The organism is Pseudomonas entomophila, assembly GCF_023277925.1.
GTDB lineage: Bacteria > Pseudomonadota > Gammaproteobacteria > Pseudomonadales > Pseudomonadaceae > Aquipseudomonas > Aquipseudomonas entomophila_D.
This window is the reverse complement of the sequence record NZ_CP063832.1, coordinates 5,290,775-5,312,059: the sequence shown is the minus strand read 5'-3', so window position 1 is coordinate 5,312,059 and position 21,285 is coordinate 5,290,775. Positions and strand designations below refer to the sequence as shown.

Below are 21,285 nucleotides of genomic sequence, written 5' to 3'. Positions count from 1 at the left end.
CTACAGGTAGTGTCACGGTCAGATCCAGGTGCTGAACCAGGACAGCAACAACGCCATCGCCAGGCACGAGAACCCGAGGATGTAGTAGTAGCGCGGCACGCGCAGGTCGAAGGCATCCACCAGCCCCTCATCCACCGCCAGGCTTTCGCGGGTCATGCTCGCCCGACGCCGGGCGCTATGCAGCAGCAGGCCACCTGGGCAGGTGATCAGCAGGGCCAACAGGTTGATCAGCTTGGCGGGATGGGCGGCCAGGAAGCCCCACAGCACTTGCAACGACATTGCGCGACCTCGGTATCACGACGGCAAAGCCCGGCATTCTACCCAAGCCCACGAGTACCGCCCTGACTTTGCGACCAGCTGCGGTAAATTTCATCTGTCACACGCTCGTCATCAAGACAGGCCACCCTGTCGGCCTTCAACCGAACCGGAGCTTGTCATGCTGCACGCCGAAAACCAGGACCGCCTCTACCTCGTGGCCCAGAGCGACGAACAGCAGGCGCTGATCGACGGCTTCGCCATCAATGTCCAGGACCACCAGTGGCTGGTCTATTGCGCGCTGGGCGGGCATGCCCACCATGACCTGCCGGAGGTCGATGCGCTGACGGGCATCAGCCTGCTGGACTTCAACGTGCTGGCTGCCTGATTTGCACTGACCACTTAGCGGGCTCGCGTCGGCACAGACAACAAAAAACCCGCAGCCTGGTCACAAGCTGCGGGTTTTCTTCATTGCGAAAGCCTTATTCGCCCAGTACCTGACCGACGGTCGGGTCCTTGAACAGGCGAGTCAGGGCATCGCTGAGCACGTCGCTGACCAGCTTGGTGTTGGTTTCCTGGTTGGGTGCCATGCCGAAACGCTGGTCCAGCGAGGCACCGTAACGGCCGCTGTAGCGACGGTTGGCGTTCGACACATCAGCACGGAAGGTGGCGCCAATGGTTGCCTCGGTCACGTACATCTTGTCCTTGGGCGACTGGTATTTCAGTTCAGCCAGCGTCACGGTCAGCTGCGGCGCGTTGTAGGCGTTGGGCGTCGGGGTGAAGCCGAGCAAGCGCACCGCCGCCTCGGCCTGGGCCTGCAACTTGGGCACGACGTCGTTGCCATTGACGGTGATGGTGCTGGTCTCGGGGTACATGCCACCACGGGTGCCCAGCGATTGCGAGGCACGCCCGTCGACCACCTTGACCACCACCGGCTGGCCGTGGCCGACCGGGGCCAACTGTTGCGTTAGCTTGGGTTGCGGGCTGAGTTGTTGCGGGCTGTGGGCACAACCGGCCAGGCTCAGGCTGGCTACCGCGAACAAACCGACCAACAGACGTTGCAACATGCGCGTTTCTCCAGAAAAAGCGGCAAAGGCCCACAGTATACCCAGCGCGCCACAGCCCAGCCATCGGCCTTTCCCGCCTGTCACAATGGTTTCATGGCCGGCGCGCTATTCTGGCGCCAGCCCGAACACACAGGACCATCCGCCATGACCGCGTTCTGGAACCTGCTCCTGCAACGCCCGCGCCACGCCACCTATGCCCGTCTCGACAGCGACGGTATCTGCCTGGGTTTCAAGCAGTGCCGCCTGCCACCCACGGGCAGCGGCTGGGTCCAGGTCAGCGAGGCGCACCTGGGCTGGCTGGGTCAACCGCTGCCGGCCAGCGCCCGCCTTTGCACCCCTGCAAGGCGCCGTTGGCAGCAACGCACCCTGTCTGCCTGACAAACGCTGCAATAAAAACCCAAGAAGCATGACCTTTCTGCCCGCGACCTCGTTATAATCTCCCCCCGATTATAAGGACGTCTCCTGATCGGGCCCCGCATTCGCCGATTGACCCCGGCACCCTCGACGCTTCGCCCACAGAGAGCCTTCCACTCAGGTCTTGCATTGGCTGTCGTGCCTGCTGTTTCCGGCCTTCTGCTTCGCATGAACCTGCGGGTTGCCATCGCGCAGTCCACTTTTGAGGTTCACGACTCCAAAAGAGCGTGAAAAAACGGTTTTTCACAACTTCACGAGAGTGTGGCGAGCAAATGAACAGTCTGGCATGTGTAAAAGCGGCAGATGATTCACAAACAGCCCTGAGCAGACGGCGCAAGTGCTCCTGCAGGATAGGAGCCTGAGGCCGATCCATAACGCACGACGGGCCCCTTGACCATAAGTCGAATTGCCGCACCCGTGGCAAACGGCGTTCAATACCTGAACACCCAAGACTGATTGGCGGTGTCCGCTGGAGTTGCAAGAACTGCGAAGAGTCGGACATGGCGATCCTGGCAACCCCAGGTCCCTGTGCTGTCAATTAGGTGCTGTAGATTGTGGAGACGCGTTAAATGGCGCAGAACGAATCGGTTGATGTGGTACTGGTAGGCGCGGGCATCATGAGTGCCACCCTGGCCGTACTGCTCAAGGAGCTCGACCCGTCGATCAAGCTGGAGGTCGTCGAGGCGATGGACTCCGGGGCCGCGGAGAGTTCCAACCCCTGGAACAATGCCGGTACCGGCCATGCCGGCCTGTGCGAGCTGAACTATACCCCGCAGGCCGCCGATGGCAGCATCGACATCAAGAAGGCCGTGCACATCAACACCCAGTTCGAGGTATCGCGCCAGTTCTGGGCGTATCTCAGCAAAAAGGGCAGCTTCGGCTCGCCGCGCGCGTTCATCAACCCGGTGCCGCACCTGAGCTATGTCGAGGGTGACAAGGGTATTTCCTTCCTCAAGAAGCGCTTCGAGCTGCTCAAGCAGCACCACGCCTTCGCGGACATGGAATACACCGAAGACAAGGCCGTGATGAACGAGTGGATGCCGCTGATGATGCCGGGCCGCCCGGCCGACCAGCGCATCGCCGCCACCCGCGTGATGAAGGGTACCGACGTCAACTTCGGCGCCCTGACCAACAAGCTGCTCAAGCAACTGGGCAACAGCCCGGATACCCAAGTCAAGTACAGCAAGAAAGTCGTCGGCCTGCGCCGCAACGGCAGCGGCTGGACCGTGAGCATCAAGGACGTCAACAGCGGCGCAAGCCGTGAAGTCGATGCCCGCTTCGTCTTCCTCGGTGCCGGCGGCGCGGCCCTGCCCCTGCTGCAACTGTCCGGCATCCCGGAGAGCAAGGGCTTCGGTGGCTTCCCGGTCAGCGGCCAATGGCTGCGTTGCGACAACCCGGAGATCGTCAAGCAGCACCAGGCCAAGGTCTACAGCCAGGCCGCGGTCGGCGCGCCGCCCATGTCAGTACCGCACCTGGACACCCGCGTGGTCGATGGCAACACGTCGCTGCTGTTCGGCCCGTATGCCGGCTTCACCACCAAGTTCCTCAAGCACGGCTCGCTCATGGACCTGCCGCTGTCGGTGCGCATGGGCAACATCGGCCCGATGCTGGCCGTGGCCCGCGACAACATGGACCTGACCAAGTACCTGGTCAGCGAAGTGATGCAATCGATGGAGCAACGCCTGGAATCGCTGCGCCGCTTCTACCCGCAAGCCAAAGCCGAGGACTGGCGCCTGGAAGTGGCCGGCCAGCGCGTACAGATCATCAAGAAAGACCCGAAGAAAGGCGGCATCCTGCAGTTCGGCACCGAACTGGTGGCGGCCGAGGACGGCAGCCTGGCCGCCCTGCTTGGGGCTTCGCCAGGCGCCTCGGTGACCGTGTCGATCATGCTCGAGCTGATCGAGCGCTGCTTCCCCGAGCAAGCCAAGGGTGCCTGGGCCGCCAAGCTCAAGGAGATCTTCCCGGCTCGCGAGAAGGTCCTGGCCACCGATGCCGCCCTGTACCACAAGATCAGCGCCGACAACGACGTGGCGCTGGAGCTGGTGGACAGCAGCCCGGCCAAACAGCATTACGCCTGAACCGGCTGAAACGAAAAAACGCCCCTCGGGGCGTTTTTTTGTGCCTGTGCCACCCACCCTGCACCGACAGGAGGGGCCGAACGGGCGGAGTCAACCGCGAGCGTTGTCGATGATCTCGATGTACTCCGGCGCATTGCGCTGGTCGGCGATCACCTCGACAAAGGTCTTGCCATGCTCGTCCTTGCCATCCAGGTCGTAGCCGGCCGCGACGAAGAACCCCACATAGCGTTCGAAGTCATCGACACGCAGGCCGCGATAGCCCTTGATCAGCTTGTGATGCGATGGCGAGGTCAGGCCATCGGCCGGCTCGAACTGCAGGAACGACTTGATGTACTCATCGCTGATCTCGTCACCAATCACTTGTTTCTTGTCTTTGCGCATCGCCGACTCCAACTGGACCATCACGGTAATTCGAAGGCCGGCAGTGTACCCCTCGAAACCTGCGAGCCTCAACGCGTACGTACGGTACCGGTGTGCAAGTCGGCCCAGACGTGGCCGTTGGCGTAGGTGAGGAACTGCACGTACAGGGTTTCGTTGCGCAGCAGGTCCATGATCACCCGGTAGTCGGCCATCGGGTAATTGAGCGTCAGCGTGCGGCTGTTGTCGTCATAGAGCGGTTTTTTCAGGCTCTTGCCACCTTCTCCATCGAAATTGATCAGCACCTGGCCAATGGTCGAGCCCTTGCTCAATGGCTTGCCCTTCAGGCGCATCTGCAAGGAAGAGGTAATGGGGATGGGTTGCTGGTCGGACTGACGCTGGGTACCCACCACCACGGTGTAGTCGGTGACCTGCAACAATTGCTGGCTGGTCGGCGCTTCCTGGCGCAGGGAAAGGTCGTCGGGGGGGAGGAACTGGCTGTGCAGCGGCGCGGCGGAAAGCGGAAGGCTCACCGCCAGCAGGAGAGGGACGATCGCACGCATGTGAGGCTCCTTGGCATGAGCAGGCACTCTACGCACTGGCCCGGTCGCGGGGCAAGCCCGCTCCAACGATGAGGAGGCAAGCCTGCCCTGCAATGGGTCGAAAGCTCAATCGAACTGCGCGCGCATCCAGGCGTGGTATTCGGCAACGCCCGCATCGCCTTCACGTGGCGCCCAGTGGGCATGCTCGCCCTCACCCACCGGTCGATAAGGGCCGGCCTTGCATTCGAACATGACGCTGTCCGCTTCCATTACCACCAGGCCATGATAGGTGCCTGGCGCCAGGTCGACACCCAGGCAGTCTCCACCAGCCTGCAGGACGCGCTTGTCGGTCACCGCCCCTTGCTCGTCGAAGATCAGCAGCCCTAACCGCCCTTTAAGCACGATCAGTGCCTCGGCCTTGTCATCACCCAAGTGACGGTGCGGCGGAATATAGGTGTTGGGCTGGAGACCAACAGCCATGCGGTGGCAGGGCTCTTCCATCTCATGGAAATTGTGGTGCTGGCGACCACGCGGGCTGTTGGCGGCCTTGAGGGCCAGCGCAGTGAACAACGACTGATCGAGGAACCCAGGCTGGCGCATGATCACAACCCCTTGACGGCGAAGATACCGTTGGCGTTGCGCCAGTAGCCCTTGTAGTCCATGCCATAGCCGAAGATGTAGCGGTCCACGCACGGCAAGCCGGTGTAGGTGGCCTTCAGGTCCGGGCTGGCCTTGCGGTCATGATCCTTGTCGATCAGCACGGCAGTGTGCACCGCGCGGGCGCCGGCATGCTTGCAGAACTCGATGATGGCGCTCAGGGTGTGCCCTTCGTCGAGGATGTCATCGACGATCAGCACGTCACGGTCGATGAACGACACTTCCGGCTTGGCCTTCCAGAACAGCTCGCCACCACTGGTGGTGTTGCGGTAGCGGGTGGCGTGCAGGTAGGAGGCTTCCAGCGGGAACTGCAGGTGAGTGAGCAGCTTGCCGGAGAAGATCAGGCCGCCGTTCATCACGCAGAAGACCACCGGGTTCTTGTCGTGCAGGTCCTTGCAGATCTGTTTGCCGACCTCGGCGATGGCGGCCTCGACCTCGGCTTCGTTGTACAGGCAATCAGCCTCGCGCATCACTTGACGGATATGCTCGAGATCGGCGGACATGGCGCTCTCCAGGGGGTGCGTTTTGGAAAAGCGGGCAAAGGTACGCATCCGCTCGTCCCAGATCAAGCCTTTATGGACTAACGTGCACAATGACTGCACGACATCAGGGACTGAATAGATTAACCTATCGCGGTTTTTTTGCCCGCCTCCCGGAGCCCTCCCCCATGCCTACTCGTGAGATCCGCCATCCGCTGATCCGCCATAAGCTCGGCCTGATGCGTCGTGCCGATATCAGCACCAAGAATTTTCGCGAACTCGCCCAGGAAGTCGGCGCCCTCCTAACCTACGAAGCCACCCAGGACCTGCCACTCGAGACCTACGAGATCGACGGCTGGTGCGGCAAGGTACAGGTCGAGAAAATCGCCGGCAAGAAGATCACCGTGGTACCGATCCTGCGTGCCGGCATCGGCATGCTCGACGGCGTGCTCAGCCTGATCCCGGGCGCCAAGGTCAGCGCCGTGGGCGTTGCCCGCAACGAAGAAACCCTGGAAGCCCACACCTACCTGGAAAAACTCGCGCCAGACATCAACCAGCGCCTGGCCCTGATCATCGACCCGATGCTGGCCACCGGCGGCTCGATGGTCGCCACCATCGACCTGCTGAAAAAGGCCGGCTGCAAGGAAATCCGTGCCATGGTGCTGGTAGCAGCCCCCGAAGGCATCGAAGTGGTGGAAAAAGCCCACCCGGACGTGCAGATCTACACGGCATCGATCGACCAGCGCCTGAATGAGCACGGCTACATCGTCCCCGGCCTGGGCGATGCCGGCGACAAGATCTTCGGCACCAAGCAGAAGGACGCCTGATCATGCAGGACGGCTTCAACGACCCGCTCTGGCGCCAGGTCGTCTCGGGCGCGCAGATGCTCTTCGTGGCATTCGGCGCGCTGGTATTGATGCCACTGATCACCGGCCTCGACCCCAACGTGGCGTTGTTCACCGCCGGCCTCGGTACCTTGCTGTTCCAGCTGGTGACCGGCCGCCAGGTCCCGGTGTTCCTCGCTTCGAGCTTCGCCTTCATCACCCCGATCATCCTCGCCAAGGGCCAGTTCGGCCTGGCCGCGACCATGGGTGGCGTGATGGCCGCAGGCTTCGTCTACACCTTCATGGGCCTGATGGTGAAGATCAAGGGCACTGGTTTCATCGACCGCATGCTGCCACCGGTAGTGATTGGCCCGGTGATCATCTCCATCGGCCTGGCCATGGCACCGATCGCCGCCAACATGGCCATGGGCAAGGCGGGTGACGGAAGCGTGCTGATGCCCTACCAGACCGCGATGATGATCTCGATGCCGGCGCTGCTGACCACGCTGGTCGTGGCGGTATTCGGCAAGGGTATCTTCCGCCTGGTGCCGATCATTTCGGGCGTACTGGTGGGCTTTGCCCTGTCGTTCGCCTTTGGCGTGGTCGACACCGCCAAGATCGCCGCTGCGCCCTGGCTGGAGCTGCCCAAGTTCACTGCACCGGAATTCAACTGGCAGGCGATCCTGTTCATCGTTCCAGTGGCCCTAGCCCCGGCGATCGAACATATCGGCGGCGTGATTGCGGTGGGCAGCGTGACCGGTCGTGACTACCTGAAGAAGCCCGGCCTGCACCGCACCCTGCTGGGTGATGGCCTGGCGACCACCGCAGCCGGCCTGTTCGGTGGCCCGCCCAACACCACCTACGCCGAGGTCACCGGCGCGGTGATGCTGACCAAGAACTACAACCCGAAGATCATGACCTGGGCGGCGGTGTTCGCCATCACCCTGGCCTTCATCGGCAAGTTCGGCGCGCTGCTGCAGAGCATTCCGGTGCCAGTGATGGGCGGCATTCTCTGCCTGCTGTTCGGCTCCATTGCGGCGGTGGGCATGAACACCATGATCCGCCACAAGATCGACCTGGCCGAAGCGCGCAACCTGGTGATCGTCTCGGTGACCCTGGTGTTCGGTATCGGTGGCGTACTGATCGGCAGTGGCGACGGCCCGGACGACTGGGGCCTGAAGGGCATCGCCCTGTGCGCCATCGTGGCCATTGCCCTGAACCTGATCCTGCCGGGCAACGACGGCTGGAAAAACAAGAAGCTGGACGATCAGTTGCACTGATCCTTTGCGTTGGTTCGCCGGCGAGCCGGCTCCTACAAGGCCCTGTAGGAGCCGGCTCGCCGGCGAAAGCGCCTCAAGCCTTCTCGCACATCCCCGCCAATACCTTCACCCACTCCGGGTGATCATTCAGGCACGGCACCAGCACCAGCTCTTTCCCGCCCGCCTCGATGAACTGCTCCTTGCCCCGATCGCCGATCTCCTCCAGCGTCTCGATGCAATCGGCGACAAACGCCGGGCACATCACCAGCAACTTCTTCACCCCTGCCTTGCCCAGCTCATCCAGGCGCGTCTCGGTGTAGGGCTCGATCCATTTGGCGCGCCCCAGGCGCGACTGGAACGACACCGACCACTTGCCGTCGGGAATGCCCATCTGCTGCGCGAACGCCTTGGCCGTGGCCAGGCACTGGCCGCGGTAGCACACCGCACGCATCTCGGCACTGGCGTCCTTGCAGCAATCGGCGGCCTGGAAGTCATGGTTGCCGGTAGGGTCGAGCTTCTTCAGGTGACGCTCGGGCAAGCCGTGGAAACTCAGCAGCAAGTGATCGTAGTCTTGCGCCAGGTACGGCCGGGCGCTGGCGGCCAGCGCCTCGATATAGTCAGGATGGTCGTAGAACGGTTGCAGGATGCGTGTCTGCAGCGGCAGCTTGCGCTCGGCGATGGTGTGCTTCGCCAGTTCCACCACCGTGGTCACGGTGCTGTCGGCGAACTGTGGATACAGCGGCGCCAGCGTCACGTTGCGTACACCCTGGGCCGCCAGGCGCTCCAGCACGTCCGGTAGGGCTGGCTCACCGTAGCGCATGGCGATTTCCACCGGCCCGTGGGGCCAATGCTCGACCATGGCCGCTTGCAGACGGCGCGTCAGCACCACCAGCGGCGAGCCTTCGTCCCACCAGATCGAGGCGTAGGCGTGGGCCGACTGTTCCGGGCGCTTGATCAGGATCAGCGACACCAGCAACCGCCGCACCGGCCAGGGCAGGTCGATCACGTACGGGTCCATGAGGAACTGGTTGAGGTAACGGCGCACATCAGCCACCGAAGTGGAGGCCGGCGAACCCAGGTTGACCAGCAGCAGGGCGTGATCGGTCATGCAGCTTCCTATGTCAGAGGCGCCTGGACAGGTCGTCCAGGGCCGATTGCAGATCGTTGAAGCGGAACGTGAAGCCTGCCGCCAGCAGGCGCACGGGGCGCGCGCGCTGGCCACCGAGCAGCAGCGTCGACAGCTCGCCGAGCCCGGCCTTGAGCAGCAACGCCGGCATCGGCATGAATGCCGGGCGGTGCAGTGCTCGGCCCAGGCGCCTGGCGAACTCGCGATTGCGCACAGGCTCTGGCGCGCAGGCATTATAAGGACCGCTCGCCTCGTTGTGCCGCAAGAGAAAATCAATCAGGGCGATCTGGTCTTCTATATGGACCCAGGGCATCCATTGCCGGCCATCGCCCAACGGCCCGCCCAGCCCCAGCTTGAACGGCAGGCGCAGGCGCGACAAAAAGCCGCCGTCACTGGCCAGCACCAGCCCCGTGCGCACCAGCACCACGCGAATCCCGAGTGCCTGCGCGCGGGAAGCGGTCTCTTCCCAGGCAATGCACAGCTGGCTGGCGAAGTCTTCCTTCACAGGGGGCGAGGCCTCGGTCAGTTCACGCTCGCCGCCATCACCGTACCAGCCCACGGCGGAGCCCGAGATCAACACGCCAGGGCGCTGCTCGCGGCTTTCCAGCCAAGCCAACAACTGTTCGGTGAGGGTCACGCGGCTGGCCCACAGCAAGGTCCGGCGTGCGGCCGTCCAGGGGCGATCGGCGATCGGCGCCCCCGCCAGGTTGATCACCGCATCCACCGGATCGTCCTGGGCGATATCGTCCAGACGAGCGACGCCCCGCACGCCCGTGCCACAACGTTTCGGCACCTGTTCGGGGGTTCGGCTCCACACGGTCAGGCGATGGCCCTGGCCGCGCCAGAGCTGGCACAGGTGCTGGCCGATAAGGCCAGTACCGCCGGTCAGCAATATATGCATGGCTGTGTCCTCACAGTTGGCAGCCGTGGTCTATTTTTAAGATCAAGGCACTTTTTTGACCATACGCTCTCGGATAAACATAGGCGAACCTGACCATCGAGCGGAATAACCTTATACAAACATTGTGCATTGTACAGGTTTGCCGAGCAGCGTAGGCTGCACACAGCACGGTTCGAAGAGGCCATCATGACTGTTCCAATTGCCATCATTGGTGCCGGTATCGCCGGCCTGTCTGCTGCCCAGGCCCTGCAAAAGGCCGGGCAGACCGTCCACCTGTTCGACAAGGGCCACGGCAGCGGCGGGCGCATGGCCAGCAAGCGCAGCGAGGTCGGCGCGCTCGACCTGGGCGCCCAGTACTTCACCGCCCGCGACCGGCGCTTCGTCGAGCAGGTGCAGCAGTGGGTCGCTGCCGGCTGGGCAGCGCAATGGAAACCCCAGCTGTACAACTATCGCGATGGTGAACTCACCCCCTCCCCCGACGAGCAGATCCGCTGGGTTGGCGTGCCGCGCATGAGCGCCATCACTCGCGGCTTGCTCAAGGATGTCACGGTGAACTTCGGTTGCCGCATCGCCGAGGTGTTCCGCGGCAAGCAGTACTGGCACCTGCAGGACACCGAAGGCTGCAGCCATGGCCCGTTCAGCCGCGTGGTAATCGCCGTGCCAGCCCCTCAGGCCACACCCTTGCTGGCCGCCACACCCAAACTCGCAGCAGTGGCTGCCGGGGTGCAGATGGAGCCGACCTGGGCCATTGCCCTGGGCTTCGACAATCCTCTGGAAACCCCCATGCAAGGTTGCTTCGTGCAGAACAACCCGCTCGACTGGCTGGCACGCAATCGCAGCAAGCCTGGCCGTGAGGAACAGCTCGACACCTGGGTGCTGCACGCCACCTCGAACTGGAGCAAGCACCATATCGACCTGTCCAAGGAAGAAGTGATCGATCAACTGTACCGTGAGTTCGCCGAGCTGGTCGGCTGCGCGGTACCACCTCCCTCCTTCGCCGTCGCCCACCGCTGGCTGTATGCCCGCCCTGCCGGCAACCATGAATGGGGCGCTCTCGCCGACGCCGACCAAGGCCTTTACGCCTGTGGAGACTGGTGCCTATCCGGCCGTGTCGAAGGTGCCTGGCTCAGCGGCCAGGAAGCCGCAAGGCGCTTGCTGGAACACCTGGATTAGTGGGAACGGCAAGCTTATACAAAAAGTAGCACTTGTATAAGTTTGCAAATGTGCTGGAATAAACCTGTACAAAACGATCACCCTGTACAGGTTATTCCGGAGTCCGTCATGAACCCTTCCGCTCCCAGTGGCAAACCACGCTTGGCCATCAGCGCCTGCCTGATCGGGCAGAACGTGCGCTACAACGCCGGCCACAAGCGTTCCGACCTGTGTCGCGACCTGCTCGACGAGCATTTCGAGTGGGTGCCGGTATGCCCGGAAGTCGCCATTGGCCTTGGTGTGCCCCGCGAACCCATTCGCCTGGTGGGCGACCCGGATCATCCCGCCGTCACCGGCAGCCGCGACACCACCACCGATCTGGCTGGACCGTTGCGTGCATACGGCGAACAGATGGCAGGCGAACTCGATGACATCTGCGGCTACGTGTTCATGCAGAAGTCACCTTCGTGCGGCCTTGAGCGGGTCAAGGTGTACCAGGACAACGGCCGCCCTCCGTACCTGGGCGGACGCGGCGCCTATGCGTCGGCGTTCTGCGCCCGACGCCCCGACCTGCCCGTCGAGGAAGAGGGGCGCCTGCACGACCCGGTACTGCGGGAAAACTTCATCACCCGCGTCTACGCCTACGCCGATTGGCAGGGCTTGCTGAGCGATGGGCTAAGCCGTGGCGCGCTGATCCGCTTCCACGCACGCTACAAGTACTTGCTGATGGCCCACAACCCACAAGCCTATCGCAAACTGGGGCGCCTGCTGGGCAGCATGACCCGCGACGACGCCCCCGAACAAATCGGCCCACATTACTTCAGCCAGCTGATGCAGGCCCTGCGTCGTTGCGCCAGCCGCGGCACCCATGGCAACGTGTTGCAGCACCTGAGCGGCTACCTGCGCAATGACCTCAAGCAAGCGGACAAGCTCGAGTTGCAGCAGGTCATCGGCCAGTACCAGAAAGGCGTGGTGCCGCTGGTGGTGCCCCTGACCCTGCTCAAGCACCACCTGCGCAACTACCCGGCCCCTTACCTGATGCAGCAGGCTTACCTGCAACCCCACCCGGAAACCCTCGGACTACGCAATGCAATCTGAAGACCTGCTACCCATCGGCGAAGTGGCCCGGCTGACCGGCGTCAACCCGGTCACCCTGCGCGCCTGGGAGCGTCGCTACGGCCTGATCAAACCCCAGCGCACGCCCAAAGGGCATCGGCTTTATCCACAGGACCAGGTGCAGCGGGTGCAAGCCGTGCTGCGCTGGCTCGAACGGGGCGCGGCGGTGAGCCAGGTGCGCGAACTGCTGGACAAGGCCGCTGACCCCGCGACCACCGTGCAGGGCGAATGGGGCGAGCGCATCGAACAGATGGTCGGCGCTATCGCCCGCCTTGCCCAGCGCCAGCTGGACCAATTGCTGAACCAGGCAATGGCGCTCTACCCCGCCGTGACCGTCTGTGAACGCCTGTTCCTGCCTCTGCTGGACGCCCTCGCCCTGCGCTGGCAGTCGCATTTCGACGCGCGCCTGGAGCAGGTGTTCTTTCACACCTGGCTGCGCAGCAAGCTGGGCGCACGGGTCTACCACGACAGCCACTCACTGGCCGGCCCTTGCGTGTTGCTCGCCCGCACCGACGACACGCCTTTCGAAGCCGAATTCTGGCTCTGCGCCTGGCTGTTGAGCAGCAGCGGCCAGCCGTTGGAAATCCTCGAATGGCCGGTCGAACCTCGGCAACTGCGCCAAGCCGTGGAGCTGCTGCAACCCCGCGCATTGCTGCTGCACCTCGGGCGCCGCCCGGATCTGCCCGCCCTGTCGCGAGCCTTGCGGGAAATCAGTGTGAACACACTGGCAGGCGGCAGCGCCATCGGCCTGTTCGAAGCGCAATTGCAGGCACTGGCACTGCCCCACCTGCAACTGTTCGATAGCCCCCAGGCAGCCCTGCGCCTGCTTCAGCAACCCTGATCGACCACCACAGGCCCGAATGCCCATGCAACTGATCTGGCTGCGCAGCGACCTGCGCATCGACGACAACACCGCGCTCTCGGCCGCCAGCCAGGGTGGCCCGACCGTGGCGCTCTGGATCGCCAGCCCCGGCCAATGGCAATGCCATGATGACGCCGCCTGCAAGGTGGATTTCTGGCTGCGCAACCTGCGCCTGCTGAGCCAGGCCCTGGAAGCCTTGAACATCCCCCTGCTGGTGCGCACCACCGACACCTGGCGCGAGGTGCCCCAGGTACTGCTCGAAGTCTGCCGCCAGCACCGAATCGACACCGTGCACTGGAACGAAGAGTACGGCGTCAATGAAACCCTGCGCGACAGCGCGGCTCGTACCCTGCTGGAGCAGTCCGGGGTCGCCACCCACGCCCATCTCGACCAATTGCTGTTCAAGCCCGGCAGCGTACTGACCCGTGGCGGCCAGTACTTCCAGGTGTTCAGCCAGTTCAAGCGCGTCTGCCTCGAACACCTGCACCGCAGCCTGCCCGCGCGAGCACAACAGCCGCATCGCCAAGCCCCTCTCGACATCGCCAGCGATACCATCCCGGAGCAGGTCGATGGCTTTACCATTCCCGCGCAGCCTCTGCGCGACCACTGGCCAGCCGGGGAAGAAGAAGCCCAGCGGCGGCTGTCGCGCTTCATCGACGAAACCGTCGAAGACTACCCGCAACTGCGCGACCTGCCCGCCAAGGCAGGCACCAGCCAGCTCTCGCCCTACCTGGCGGCCGGCGTCATCTCGCCACGCCAATGCCTGCACGCGGCACTGGCCAGCAATCACGGCGAGTTCGACAGCGGCAACGCCGGGGTGCAGACCTGGGTGAACGAACTGCTGTGGCGGGAGTTCTACAAGCACATCCTGGTGGGTTATCCACAGGTCTCGCGGCACCGCGCCTTCCGTGTACATACCGAGGCCTTGCCGTGGCGCAACGCGCCGGGCGACCTGGAGGCCTGGAAACAAGGACGGACCGGCTTCCCAATCATCGATGCCGCCATGCGTCAGTTGCTGGAGACGGGTTGGATGCACAACCGCCTGCGCATGATCGTCGCCATGTTCCTCAGCAAGAACCTGTTGATCGACTGGCGCGAGGGCGAGCGCCATTTCATGCGCCACCTGATCGACGGCGACCTGGCCGCCAACAACGGCGGCTGGCAGTGGAGCGCCTCGACCGGAACGGACGCGGTGCCCTATTTCCGGATCTTCAATCCGACCACCCAGTCACAACGCTTCGACCCGAAGGGAACCTTCATTCGCCAATGGCTGCCTGAGTTGCAGCAACTGGACGAAAAAACGATTCATCGACCGGTGAAATCTGCCGATCTATTTGCTACTAATAATTACTCAAACAGCTACACAAGTCCGATCGTCGATCTCGACAGCAGTCGCCAGCGTGCACTGGACGCCTTCAAAGGGCTGTCCACCTGGCAGAACCAGAGGGAACCATCTTGAGTATTACGCGCCGTTTCTGGGTGACGGGAGCCAGCCAAGGACTTGGGCTGGCCCTGGTGGAACAGTTGCTCGAACAGGGGCATCGGGTCGCCGCCAGCGCCATGGATAGCCAGGAACTCGACGCACTTGCGCAGCGCCATGGCAATCACCTGCTGCGCGTGCCTGGCCAGATTCAGGACCGGGCTCAGGCTGAAGCCGCCAGCCAGCAGCTGCAACGCCAATGGGGTGCGCTCGACGGCTTGATCGTCAACGCCGGGGTCTGTGACTACCTCGCCGACGACACGCCGGACACCGAGCTGTTCGAGAGGCTCGTCAGCAGCAACCTGCGCGCCACCGAGCATGCCCTTGCCGGCGCCCGGCCCTTGCTGGCCAAGGGCGACAAACCCCAGGTGATGGCGATCCTCAGCCGATACTCGGCCCAGCAACTGTTCGACCCCCGACAGCCTGCGGCCGGGCACAACAGCCTGCCGCAATGGTTGCGTGAACAGCGCGAGCCCTTGAAGGCCCAGGGTATCGACCTGACGGTGGTAGCGCCGCAATCCGCCCCCCTCGCCCAGGTGGCTCCAGAGGAATGGACAGCACAGACTGCGGCGCTCGAACTGGTGGCCCGCCTGGACCAACGCCTACCGGAACTGGTACTCGAGGCCATGTACCTGAGCAATCTGTGGCCGCTACCACGCTAACCTGCCGGAGCAACGCACTGCAGCGTCTGTTTCGCGGGTAAACCCGCTCCCACCCTGACCGCGCCAGCACTGCCCAGCCCCTTGGGCTGCTGTAGGAGCGGCTTTAGCCGCGATGCAGGCGACGTGGTGTGGTACCCATTTCGCGGGTGATCGCGGCTAAAGCCGCTCCTACAGAGACTCATCAACGCAAGCTTTCAGAGCGGGAAGCGTTGGACGCTACCGGATTGCTTCCACAGCAAAGGCAGGATTTTCTCAAGGCTGTGCGGATCGGCACTGCTCCAGAACGCGGTTTCCCGCACCGGCCCATCCGCCAGCAGACCACGCTCACCCAACAAGCGCTGCAGCTGCCGCGCGACGGCGGCGCCGGTGTCGATGATCGCCACGTCTGCCGGGACCATGTCCGCGAGCATCGGGCGCAGGAAGGGATAGTGGGTGCAACCGAGGATCAGGGTGTCACACCCCTGCACCAACAACGGCTGCACATAGCCCGCCAGCAGCTGACGCAGCGCCGGGCTGCTGAGATCGCCGGCCTCGATGCACTCGACCAGCCCAGGGCATGGTTGGGTGACCACCCGCACGTCGCTGGCAAAACGGTCGAGCAAGGCGGCGAACTTGGCACTCTGCAAGGTACCGGTGGTGGCCAGCACCCCGACCACGCCGGAGCGGGTCGCCGCCGCCGCCGGTTTGACCGCCGGCTCCATGCCCACCAACGGCCAGTCCGGATACAGCGCGCGCAGATCGGCGACAGTCGCCACGGTGGCCGTGTTGCAAGCCAGCACCATGGCCTTGGCGCCCTGCTCGCGCAGGAAGCCGGCAATGTGCCGCAAGCGCTGACGAATATAGTCCGGCGACTTCTCGCCATACGGCACGTGCCCGCTGTCGGCCACATACAGCAGCGTCTCGTTGGGCAGCAGCCGCTGGATCTCGGCCAGCACGGAAAGGCCGCCAACCCCCGAATCCATCACGCCAATCGGCGCCGAACGCTCACTCATGACGGTTGCCACACACAGTGCAGGCCGGGTCGCGCTTGACCCGCAGCTCGCGCATGCGCGTGCTCAACGCATCAATCAGCAACAAACGCCCCACCAGCGGCTCACCAAAGCCCGCCAGCAGCTTCAGCGCCTCGAGCGCCTGCAGGCTGCCAACCAGGCCGACCAACGGGCCAAGCACGCCGGCTTCGCTGCAGGTCAGCTCGGCCTCGCTGCCATGGCCGTACAGGCAGTGGTAGCAAGGGCTGTTGTCGCGGCGGGTATCGAACACCGACAGCTGGCCTTCGAGGCGGATCGCCGCGCCGCTGACCAGCGGCTTGCCGGATGCCACGCAGGCGGCATTGACCGCCTCGCGGGTGGTGAAGTTGTCGGAGCAGTCCAGCACCACATCGACGGCAGCCACTGCCGCAGCCAGAGAGTCTTCGTCCAGCGCCTGCCGATGGGCGACCAGCGCGATCTCGGGGTTGATTGCTTGCAAGCGCTTGATCGCCGAGTCGACCTTGCTCATGCCAACACTGTCGCTGTCGTGGATGACCTGGCGCTGCAGGTTGGTCAGGTCGACCGTGTCGAAGTCAGCCAGGTGCAGCTCGCCGACGCCTGCCGCAGCCAGGTACAGCGCCACTGGCGAACCCAGGCCGCCAAGGCCGATCACCAGGGCCTTGCCGTGCTTCAGGCGCAGCTGGCCGTCGATGTCCACCTGCGACAGCAGGATCTGGCGGCTGTAGCGCAGCAGCTCCTGGTCGCTCAGCATGGCAGGCGCCCCAGGCTGATACGTTCATGGCCGCCCAGGTCGACGCGGCTGGCCACGTCGACGAAGCCGCCGGCGGTCAGCAGCTCGCGCACTGCGGGGGCCTGGTCGTAACCGTGCTCGAGCAGCAGCCAGCCACCTGGCAGCAGGTGCCGGGGCGCCTGGGCGACGATCACGCGCAGGTCGTCCAGCCCATCTTCACCGGCCACCAGGGCGCTGCTGGGTTCGAAGCGCACGTCGCCGGCCACCAGGTGTGGGTCGGCGGCGCGGATATACGGGGGGTTGCTGAGGATCAGGTCGAAGCGCTCGCCTTCGAGGGCGCCGTACCAGTGGCTGGCGCGCACCTGGACGTTGCCCAGGCCAAGTCGCTGGCGGTTACGCTCAGCCAGGGCCACGGCCTCTTCGACGCGGTCCACCGCAGTCACCTGCCAGGCCGGGCACTCGCTGGCCAGCGCCAGGGCAATGGCCCCGGTGCCGGTGCCCAGGTCCAGCACGCGGGCCGGCTTGGCCGGGACCAATTCGAGCGCGGTTTCCACCAGCAGCTCGGTGTCCGGGCGCGGGATCAGCGTGTGTGGCGCCACTTCCAGGTCGAGCTTCCAGAAGCCCTGCTGGCCCAGGATGTAGGCCACCGGCTCACCGGCGCGACGTCGCTCGAGATAGCCGGCGAAAAGCTCGGCCGCCTCGCTGCTGACGATGCGCTCGGGCCAGGTGTGCAGGTAGCTGCGCGACTTGCCCAGGGCAGCGGCCAGGAGCAGCTCGGCGTCCAGCCGTTCGGTCGGCGAATCCGGCAACTGCGCGTTGCGCAGCAGGCTGGCGATGATGGTCATTCAGTCCCCCAGGGCGGCCAACTGATCGGCCTGGTATTCGGCCAACAACGGCTCGATCACAGCATCCACGCCCCCGGCGAGAATATCGTCCAGGGAGTAGAGGGTGAGGTTGATACGGTGGTCGGTGACCCGGCCCTGTGGATAGTTGTAGGTGCGGATGCGCTCGGAGCGGTCGCCCGACCCCACCAGCAGCTTGCGCTCGCTGGCGATGGCGTTCTGCGCGGCGCTGGTCTGCATGTCGTTGAGCTTGGCCGACAGCCAGGACATCGCCCGGGCGCGGTTCTTGTGCTGCGAACGCTCTTCCTGGCATTCGACCACGATGCCGGTGGGCAAGTGGGTGATGCGGATGGCCGAGTCGGTCTTGTTGACGTGCTGGCCGCCGGCGCCGGAAGCGCGGTAGGTGTCCACCCGCAGGTCGGCGGGGTTGATCTCGATGGCCACCTGCTCGTCGGGCTCGGGCAGTACCGCCACGGTGCAGGCCGAGGTGTGGATACGGCCCTGGGATTCGGTCTCGGGCACGCGCTGCACGCGGTGGGCGCCGGACTCGAACTTCAGCTTGCCATAGACGCTGTCGCCTTCGACCCGGGCGATGATCTCCTTGTAGCCGCCATGCTCGCCTTCGTTTTCGGACAGGATCTCCAGGCGCCAGCCGCGTTTCTCGGCATAGCGCGAGTACATGCGGAACAGGTCGCCGGAGAAGATCGCCGCCTCGTCGCCACCGGTGCCGGCGCGGATTTCCAGGAACACGTTGCGCCCGTCGTTGGGGTCCTTGGGCAGCAGCATGCGCTGCAGCTGCGACTCCAGGCCCACCAGCTGCTCCTTGGCTTCGCGCACTTCCTCCACGGCCATCTCGCGCAGGTCGGGGTCGGCGTCCTTGAGCAGCGCCTGGGCGCCCTCGAGGTCGTCCTGGACCTTGCGCCAGCCTACGTAGCAGGCAATCACCGGCTCGACTTCGGCGTACTCGCGGGAGTAGGCGCGAAAGCGCGTCTGGTCGGAAATGACTTCGGCATCACCCAGCAGCGCGGTGAGTTCCTCGAAGCGGTCCTGGAGCGTGTCCAGTTTGTTCAGCAGCGACGCTTTCATTGCGGGGTTTTGTCCGTCGAGCCCTCGTGGAGGGCGAAGAGTTCCTGGGCCATGGCCAGCGCATCGAGGCGGCCTTCGGCAGAGAGCTTTTTCAGTTGCACGCTGGGGGCGTGCAGGAGTTTGTTGGTCAGGCCCCGGGCCAGTTGCATCAGCACGTCCTCGGGGTTGCCACCGTTGCCCAGCAGGCGCAGGGCCTTTTGCAGTTCTTCGTCGCGCAGGCGTTCGCTTTGCTGGCGATAGGCCTTGAGCACATCCACCGCCGCCAGCTCGCGCAGGCGCACCATGAAGTCGTCGGCGCCGGCCGAGACCAGCTCTTCGGCGGCCTGGGCCGCGCCCTGGCGGCTCTTGAGGTTTTCCGCCACCACTTCGTGGAGGTCGTCGACGGTATAGAGGTAGACGTCGTCCAGCTCGCCGACCTGCGGCTCGATATCCCGTGGCACGGCGATGTCGACCATGAAGATCGGTTTGTGCCGGCGCTGCTTCAGCGCGCTTTCCACCGCGCCCTTGCCGAGGATCGGCAACTGGCTGGCAGTGGAGCTGATGACGATGTCGCTGTGAGCCAGCTCTTGCGGAATGTCCGAGAGCAGCACCGCATGGGCGCCGAACTGTTCGGCCAGGATGCTCGCGCGCTCCAGCGTGCGGTTGGCGACCACGATGCGGCGCACGCCCTGCTCGTGCAGGTGGCGGGCAACCAGGGTGATGGTCTCGCCGGCGCCGATCAGCAGCGCCTGGCTGCGGCCCAGGTCGGAGAAGATCTGCTTGGCCAGGCTCACCGCGGCGAATGCCACCGACACTGGGTTTTCGCCGATGGCGGTGTCGGTGCGCACCTGCTTGGCGGCGCTGAAGGTGGCCTGGAACAAGCGCCCGAGCAGCGGGCCGACGGTGCCGGCCTCGCGGGCCACGGCGTAGGCCGACTTCATCTGGCCGAGGATCTGCGGCTCGCCGAGCACCAGCGAATCGAGGCCCGAGGCCACACGCATCATGTGCCGCACCGCGTCGTGTTCTTCGTGGATATAGGCGCTGGCGCGCAGCTCGTCGAGGCTCAGCTGGTGATAGTCGGCCAGCCACTGCAGCACGGCGTCGGCGGCCAGGTGGTCCTGCTCGATGTAGAGCTCACTGCGGTTGCAGGTCGACAGGATCGCCGCCTCGCGGCTGGCGGTCAGTCGGCACAGCTGCTGCAGGGCGTCCACCAGCTGCTCCGGGGTAAACGCCACGCGCTCGCGTACGTCTACCGAGGCAGTCTTATGGTTGATACCAAGTGCAAGAAAGGCCATGCAAGGTCGCTGGTTGGGACGTGAAGCCGATAATTGTCCTACTTCGCAGGTTTTTGAACAACCACCGTTCGCTATTGTGGTGATGGTCAAGCGCTATCACGGTGTCTGGCGTAGCGTGGCAGGGGTGGCTTTCCACCGACGAAGTGAGCGCCTGGGAGGCTGTTGAGCGGGTCGTGGGCTTTAACGCGGGTGGAAAGATTCAGATTAAGCCGCTTTCCTGTAGTCCATTTCCCAAACATACTCCCAGGCCCTTTCAGCCATTGCGGTGGTCTGGGTTGGCCTCTAGTCTCGGGCGGTCGCTGCACAATCGGCGATCGGCTTTGACAGGCCGCTGAGAACCTGACGCATGGCTTGCGCTCTATGGCGGCTGTGCGTGGGGCACCTCGTGTGCGCCGGGTTTGGTTCTCTCACCGGTCTGTCAACCCACGTATAGCTGCCACCCATTTGTTTGACAGCAGTTGGGGGCGGCCCATTTGAGAGAGCCAAGCCAATGCTAAAGATTGTCCCCGATCCACCCCACAACCCTCACTCCCTTGAAGACACCCTTATACAGGCCACCGAGTACGCCCTGTGCGCGCTGACCGTGGCCCATCAGGCCGTGCACGCCCAGCCCAGATCACCGGCCACGATCCTGATGATGGCGTCGATGCATGAAGTCGAATCGCTGCGCGTGCTGCTCGAGTCGGCGTTGATCCAGGTGCAGATGCCCAAGGCTCCACAGACGCTGCACTAGCCCGCGCCCGGCCCTGTTCGCCGGCAAGCCGGCTCCTACCGGGGGCTGCGTTTCACCTGTAGGAGCCAGCCTTGCTGGCGAAAGGTCCCGCCCAGCCCCAACAACTTCAGGGAGAAAAACAATGACCACAGGCAACACCACCCCCAACACCACGGCAGGCAAAACCAAGTTCTACCAGGGCGAAGGCCAAACCGACCCGCTGTTCTGCATCGAACCCGGCATCCCCTGCCAGCACGCCCGCGACCAGGCCTCGGAGCTGATGGGCTGCGTGCGCGACCTGACCATCGCCGGGATCATGGAGGAAAAGCCGCAACTGCTCTGGGCGTCGTACTACCTGAGCGCGCTGGCCAAGGCGTTGATGGATGATGCCGAGTTGGGAATGAGGCACTGAGCATGCGGT

25 protein-coding genes are annotated in these 21,285 nt (G+C 64.2%); 12 read left to right on the top strand and 13 right to left on the bottom strand.

The window, feature by feature from the left end:
* Positions 1-18: 18 nt before the first annotated feature.
* Positions 19-279, bottom strand: coding sequence for a hypothetical protein (locus tag IM733_RS23580; protein WP_011532232.1), 261 nt, complete (start codon positions 277-279; stop codon positions 19-21).
* Between the two features lie 157 nt (positions 280-436).
* Here IM733_RS23580 and IM733_RS23575 point away from each other — a divergent pair, with 157 nt between their 5' ends.
* On the top strand, positions 437-643 hold the full coding sequence (locus IM733_RS23575; protein ID WP_248918695.1) for a hypothetical protein: 207 nt from the start codon (positions 437-439) through the stop codon (positions 641-643).
* A 94-nt stretch (positions 644-737) separates the two neighbouring features.
* Here the strand turns inward: IM733_RS23575 and IM733_RS23570 are convergent, their stop codons facing one another.
* Complete coding sequence (locus IM733_RS23570) at positions 738-1,322, bottom strand: YajG family lipoprotein (RefSeq protein WP_011532230.1); 585 nt, start codon at positions 1,320-1,322, stop codon at positions 738-740.
* Between the two features lie 144 nt (positions 1,323-1,466).
* On the opposite strand from IM733_RS23570, the gene IM733_RS23565 reads away from it, so the two are divergent.
* Positions 1,467-1,700, top strand: a complete 234-nt coding sequence (locus IM733_RS23565; protein WP_248918694.1) for a hypothetical protein — start codon at positions 1,467-1,469, stop codon at positions 1,698-1,700.
* Positions 1,701-2,305: 605 nt separating this feature from the next.
* Positions 2,306-3,814, top strand: coding sequence for a malate dehydrogenase (quinone) (gene mqo / locus IM733_RS23560; protein ID WP_248918693.1), 1,509 nt, complete (start codon positions 2,306-2,308; stop codon positions 3,812-3,814).
* Between the two features lie 90 nt (positions 3,815-3,904).
* Here the strand turns inward: mqo and IM733_RS23555 are convergent, their stop codons facing one another.
* The 4 genes from IM733_RS23555 to IM733_RS23540 all read right to left on the bottom strand — a co-directional run bounded on the left by IM733_RS23555 (position 3,905) and on the right by IM733_RS23540 (position 5,873).
* Positions 3,905-4,195: a PA4642 family protein gene (locus IM733_RS23555; protein ID WP_248918692.1), complete on the bottom strand. Its 291-nt coding sequence runs from the start codon at positions 4,193-4,195 to the stop codon at positions 3,905-3,907.
* 68 nt (positions 4,196-4,263) lie between these two features.
* Positions 4,264-4,734: a hypothetical protein gene (locus tag IM733_RS23550; protein WP_248918691.1), complete on the bottom strand. Its 471-nt coding sequence runs from the start codon at positions 4,732-4,734 to the stop codon at positions 4,264-4,266.
* Between the two features lie 105 nt (positions 4,735-4,839).
* Positions 4,840-5,313, bottom strand: coding sequence for a WbuC family cupin fold metalloprotein (locus IM733_RS23545; RefSeq protein WP_248918690.1), 474 nt, complete (start codon positions 5,311-5,313; stop codon positions 4,840-4,842).
* Between the two features lie 2 nt (positions 5,314-5,315).
* Positions 5,316-5,873: a hypoxanthine-guanine phosphoribosyltransferase gene (locus IM733_RS23540; protein ID WP_248918689.1), complete on the bottom strand. Its 558-nt coding sequence runs from the start codon at positions 5,871-5,873 to the stop codon at positions 5,316-5,318.
* Positions 5,874-6,037: 164 nt separating this feature from the next.
* Between IM733_RS23540 and upp the strand changes: the two genes are divergently transcribed.
* Together upp and IM733_RS23530 are read left to right on the top strand one after the other, a co-directional pair.
* Positions 6,038-6,676: a uracil phosphoribosyltransferase gene (gene upp / locus IM733_RS23535; RefSeq protein WP_011532223.1), complete on the top strand. Its 639-nt coding sequence runs from the start codon at positions 6,038-6,040 to the stop codon at positions 6,674-6,676.
* A gap of 2 nt (positions 6,677-6,678) precedes the next feature.
* Positions 6,679-7,953, top strand: coding sequence for a uracil-xanthine permease family protein (locus IM733_RS23530; RefSeq protein WP_240066285.1), 1,275 nt, complete (start codon positions 6,679-6,681; stop codon positions 7,951-7,953).
* A 73-nt stretch (positions 7,954-8,026) separates the two neighbouring features.
* Here IM733_RS23530 and hemH read toward each other — a convergent pair whose 3' ends face one another.
* A complete protein-coding gene (gene hemH / locus IM733_RS23525; RefSeq protein WP_248918688.1) occupies positions 8,027-9,040 on the bottom strand; it encodes a ferrochelatase in 1,014 nt (337 codons plus the stop codon).
* Positions 9,041-9,053: 13 nt separating this feature from the next.
* A complete protein-coding gene (locus IM733_RS23520; RefSeq protein WP_248918687.1) occupies positions 9,054-9,959 on the bottom strand; it encodes a TIGR01777 family oxidoreductase in 906 nt (301 codons plus the stop codon).
* Positions 9,960-10,145: 186 nt separating this feature from the next.
* Here IM733_RS23520 and IM733_RS23515 point away from each other — a divergent pair, with 186 nt between their 5' ends.
* The 5 genes from IM733_RS23515 to IM733_RS23495 all read left to right on the top strand — a co-directional run bounded on the left by IM733_RS23515 (position 10,146) and on the right by IM733_RS23495 (position 15,231).
* Entirely contained in the window at positions 10,146-11,132 is a 987-nt protein-coding gene (locus tag IM733_RS23515; RefSeq protein WP_248918686.1) for an NAD(P)/FAD-dependent oxidoreductase, read from the top strand.
* 108 nt (positions 11,133-11,240) lie between these two features.
* Entirely contained in the window at positions 11,241-12,209 is a 969-nt protein-coding gene (locus tag IM733_RS23510) for a YbgA family protein (RefSeq protein ID WP_248918685.1), read from the top strand.
* Positions 12,199-13,068: a MerR family transcriptional regulator gene (locus tag IM733_RS23505; protein ID WP_248918684.1), complete on the top strand. Its 870-nt coding sequence runs from the start codon at positions 12,199-12,201 to the stop codon at positions 13,066-13,068. Before IM733_RS23510 ends, IM733_RS23505 begins: the two co-directional genes overlap by 11 nt.
* A gap of 25 nt (positions 13,069-13,093) precedes the next feature.
* On the top strand, positions 13,094-14,548 hold the full coding sequence (gene phrB, locus IM733_RS23500) for a deoxyribodipyrimidine photo-lyase (protein ID WP_248918683.1): 1,455 nt from the start codon (positions 13,094-13,096) through the stop codon (positions 14,546-14,548).
* On the top strand, positions 14,545-15,231 hold the full coding sequence (locus tag IM733_RS23495; RefSeq protein ID WP_248918682.1) for an SDR family oxidoreductase: 687 nt from the start codon (positions 14,545-14,547) through the stop codon (positions 15,229-15,231). The genes phrB and IM733_RS23495 overlap by 4 nt, the downstream gene beginning before the upstream one ends.
* A 194-nt stretch (positions 15,232-15,425) precedes the next feature.
* Here the strand turns inward: IM733_RS23495 and murI are convergent, their stop codons facing one another.
* The 5 genes from murI to hemA are packed head-to-tail and all read right to left on the bottom strand — an operon-like array spanning position 15,426 to position 20,152.
* A complete protein-coding gene (gene murI, locus IM733_RS23490) occupies positions 15,426-16,223 on the bottom strand; it encodes a glutamate racemase (protein WP_248918681.1) in 798 nt (265 codons plus the stop codon).
* Entirely contained in the window at positions 16,216-16,971 is a 756-nt protein-coding gene (locus tag IM733_RS23485) for a molybdopterin-synthase adenylyltransferase MoeB (protein ID WP_248918680.1), read from the bottom strand. The genes murI and IM733_RS23485 overlap by 8 nt, the downstream gene beginning before the upstream one ends.
* Complete coding sequence (gene prmC, locus IM733_RS23480; protein ID WP_248918679.1) at positions 16,965-17,795, bottom strand: peptide chain release factor N(5)-glutamine methyltransferase; 831 nt, start codon at positions 17,793-17,795, stop codon at positions 16,965-16,967. The genes IM733_RS23485 and prmC overlap by 7 nt, the downstream gene beginning before the upstream one ends.
* Positions 17,796-18,878 carry a peptide chain release factor 1 gene (gene prfA / locus IM733_RS23475; protein WP_011532211.1) on the bottom strand — a complete coding sequence of 361 codons (1,083 nt, stop codon included), beginning with the start codon at positions 18,876-18,878 and terminating at the stop codon, positions 17,796-17,798. It abuts the gene before it with no gap.
* Positions 18,875-20,152 carry a glutamyl-tRNA reductase gene (gene hemA, locus IM733_RS23470; RefSeq protein ID WP_248918678.1) on the bottom strand — a complete coding sequence of 426 codons (1,278 nt, stop codon included), beginning with the start codon at positions 20,150-20,152 and terminating at the stop codon, positions 18,875-18,877. Before hemA ends, prfA begins: the two co-directional genes overlap by 4 nt.
* Positions 20,153-20,642: 490 nt before the next feature.
* Between hemA and IM733_RS23465 the strand changes: the two genes are divergently transcribed.
* Together IM733_RS23465 and IM733_RS23460 are read left to right on the top strand one after the other, a co-directional pair.
* A complete protein-coding gene (locus IM733_RS23465; RefSeq protein ID WP_248918677.1) occupies positions 20,643-20,885 on the top strand; it encodes a hypothetical protein in 243 nt (80 codons plus the stop codon).
* Between the two features lie 121 nt (positions 20,886-21,006).
* Positions 21,007-21,276: a DUF3077 domain-containing protein gene (locus IM733_RS23460; protein WP_248918676.1), complete on the top strand. Its 270-nt coding sequence runs from the start codon at positions 21,007-21,009 to the stop codon at positions 21,274-21,276.
* Positions 21,277-21,285: the final 9 nt, after the last annotated feature.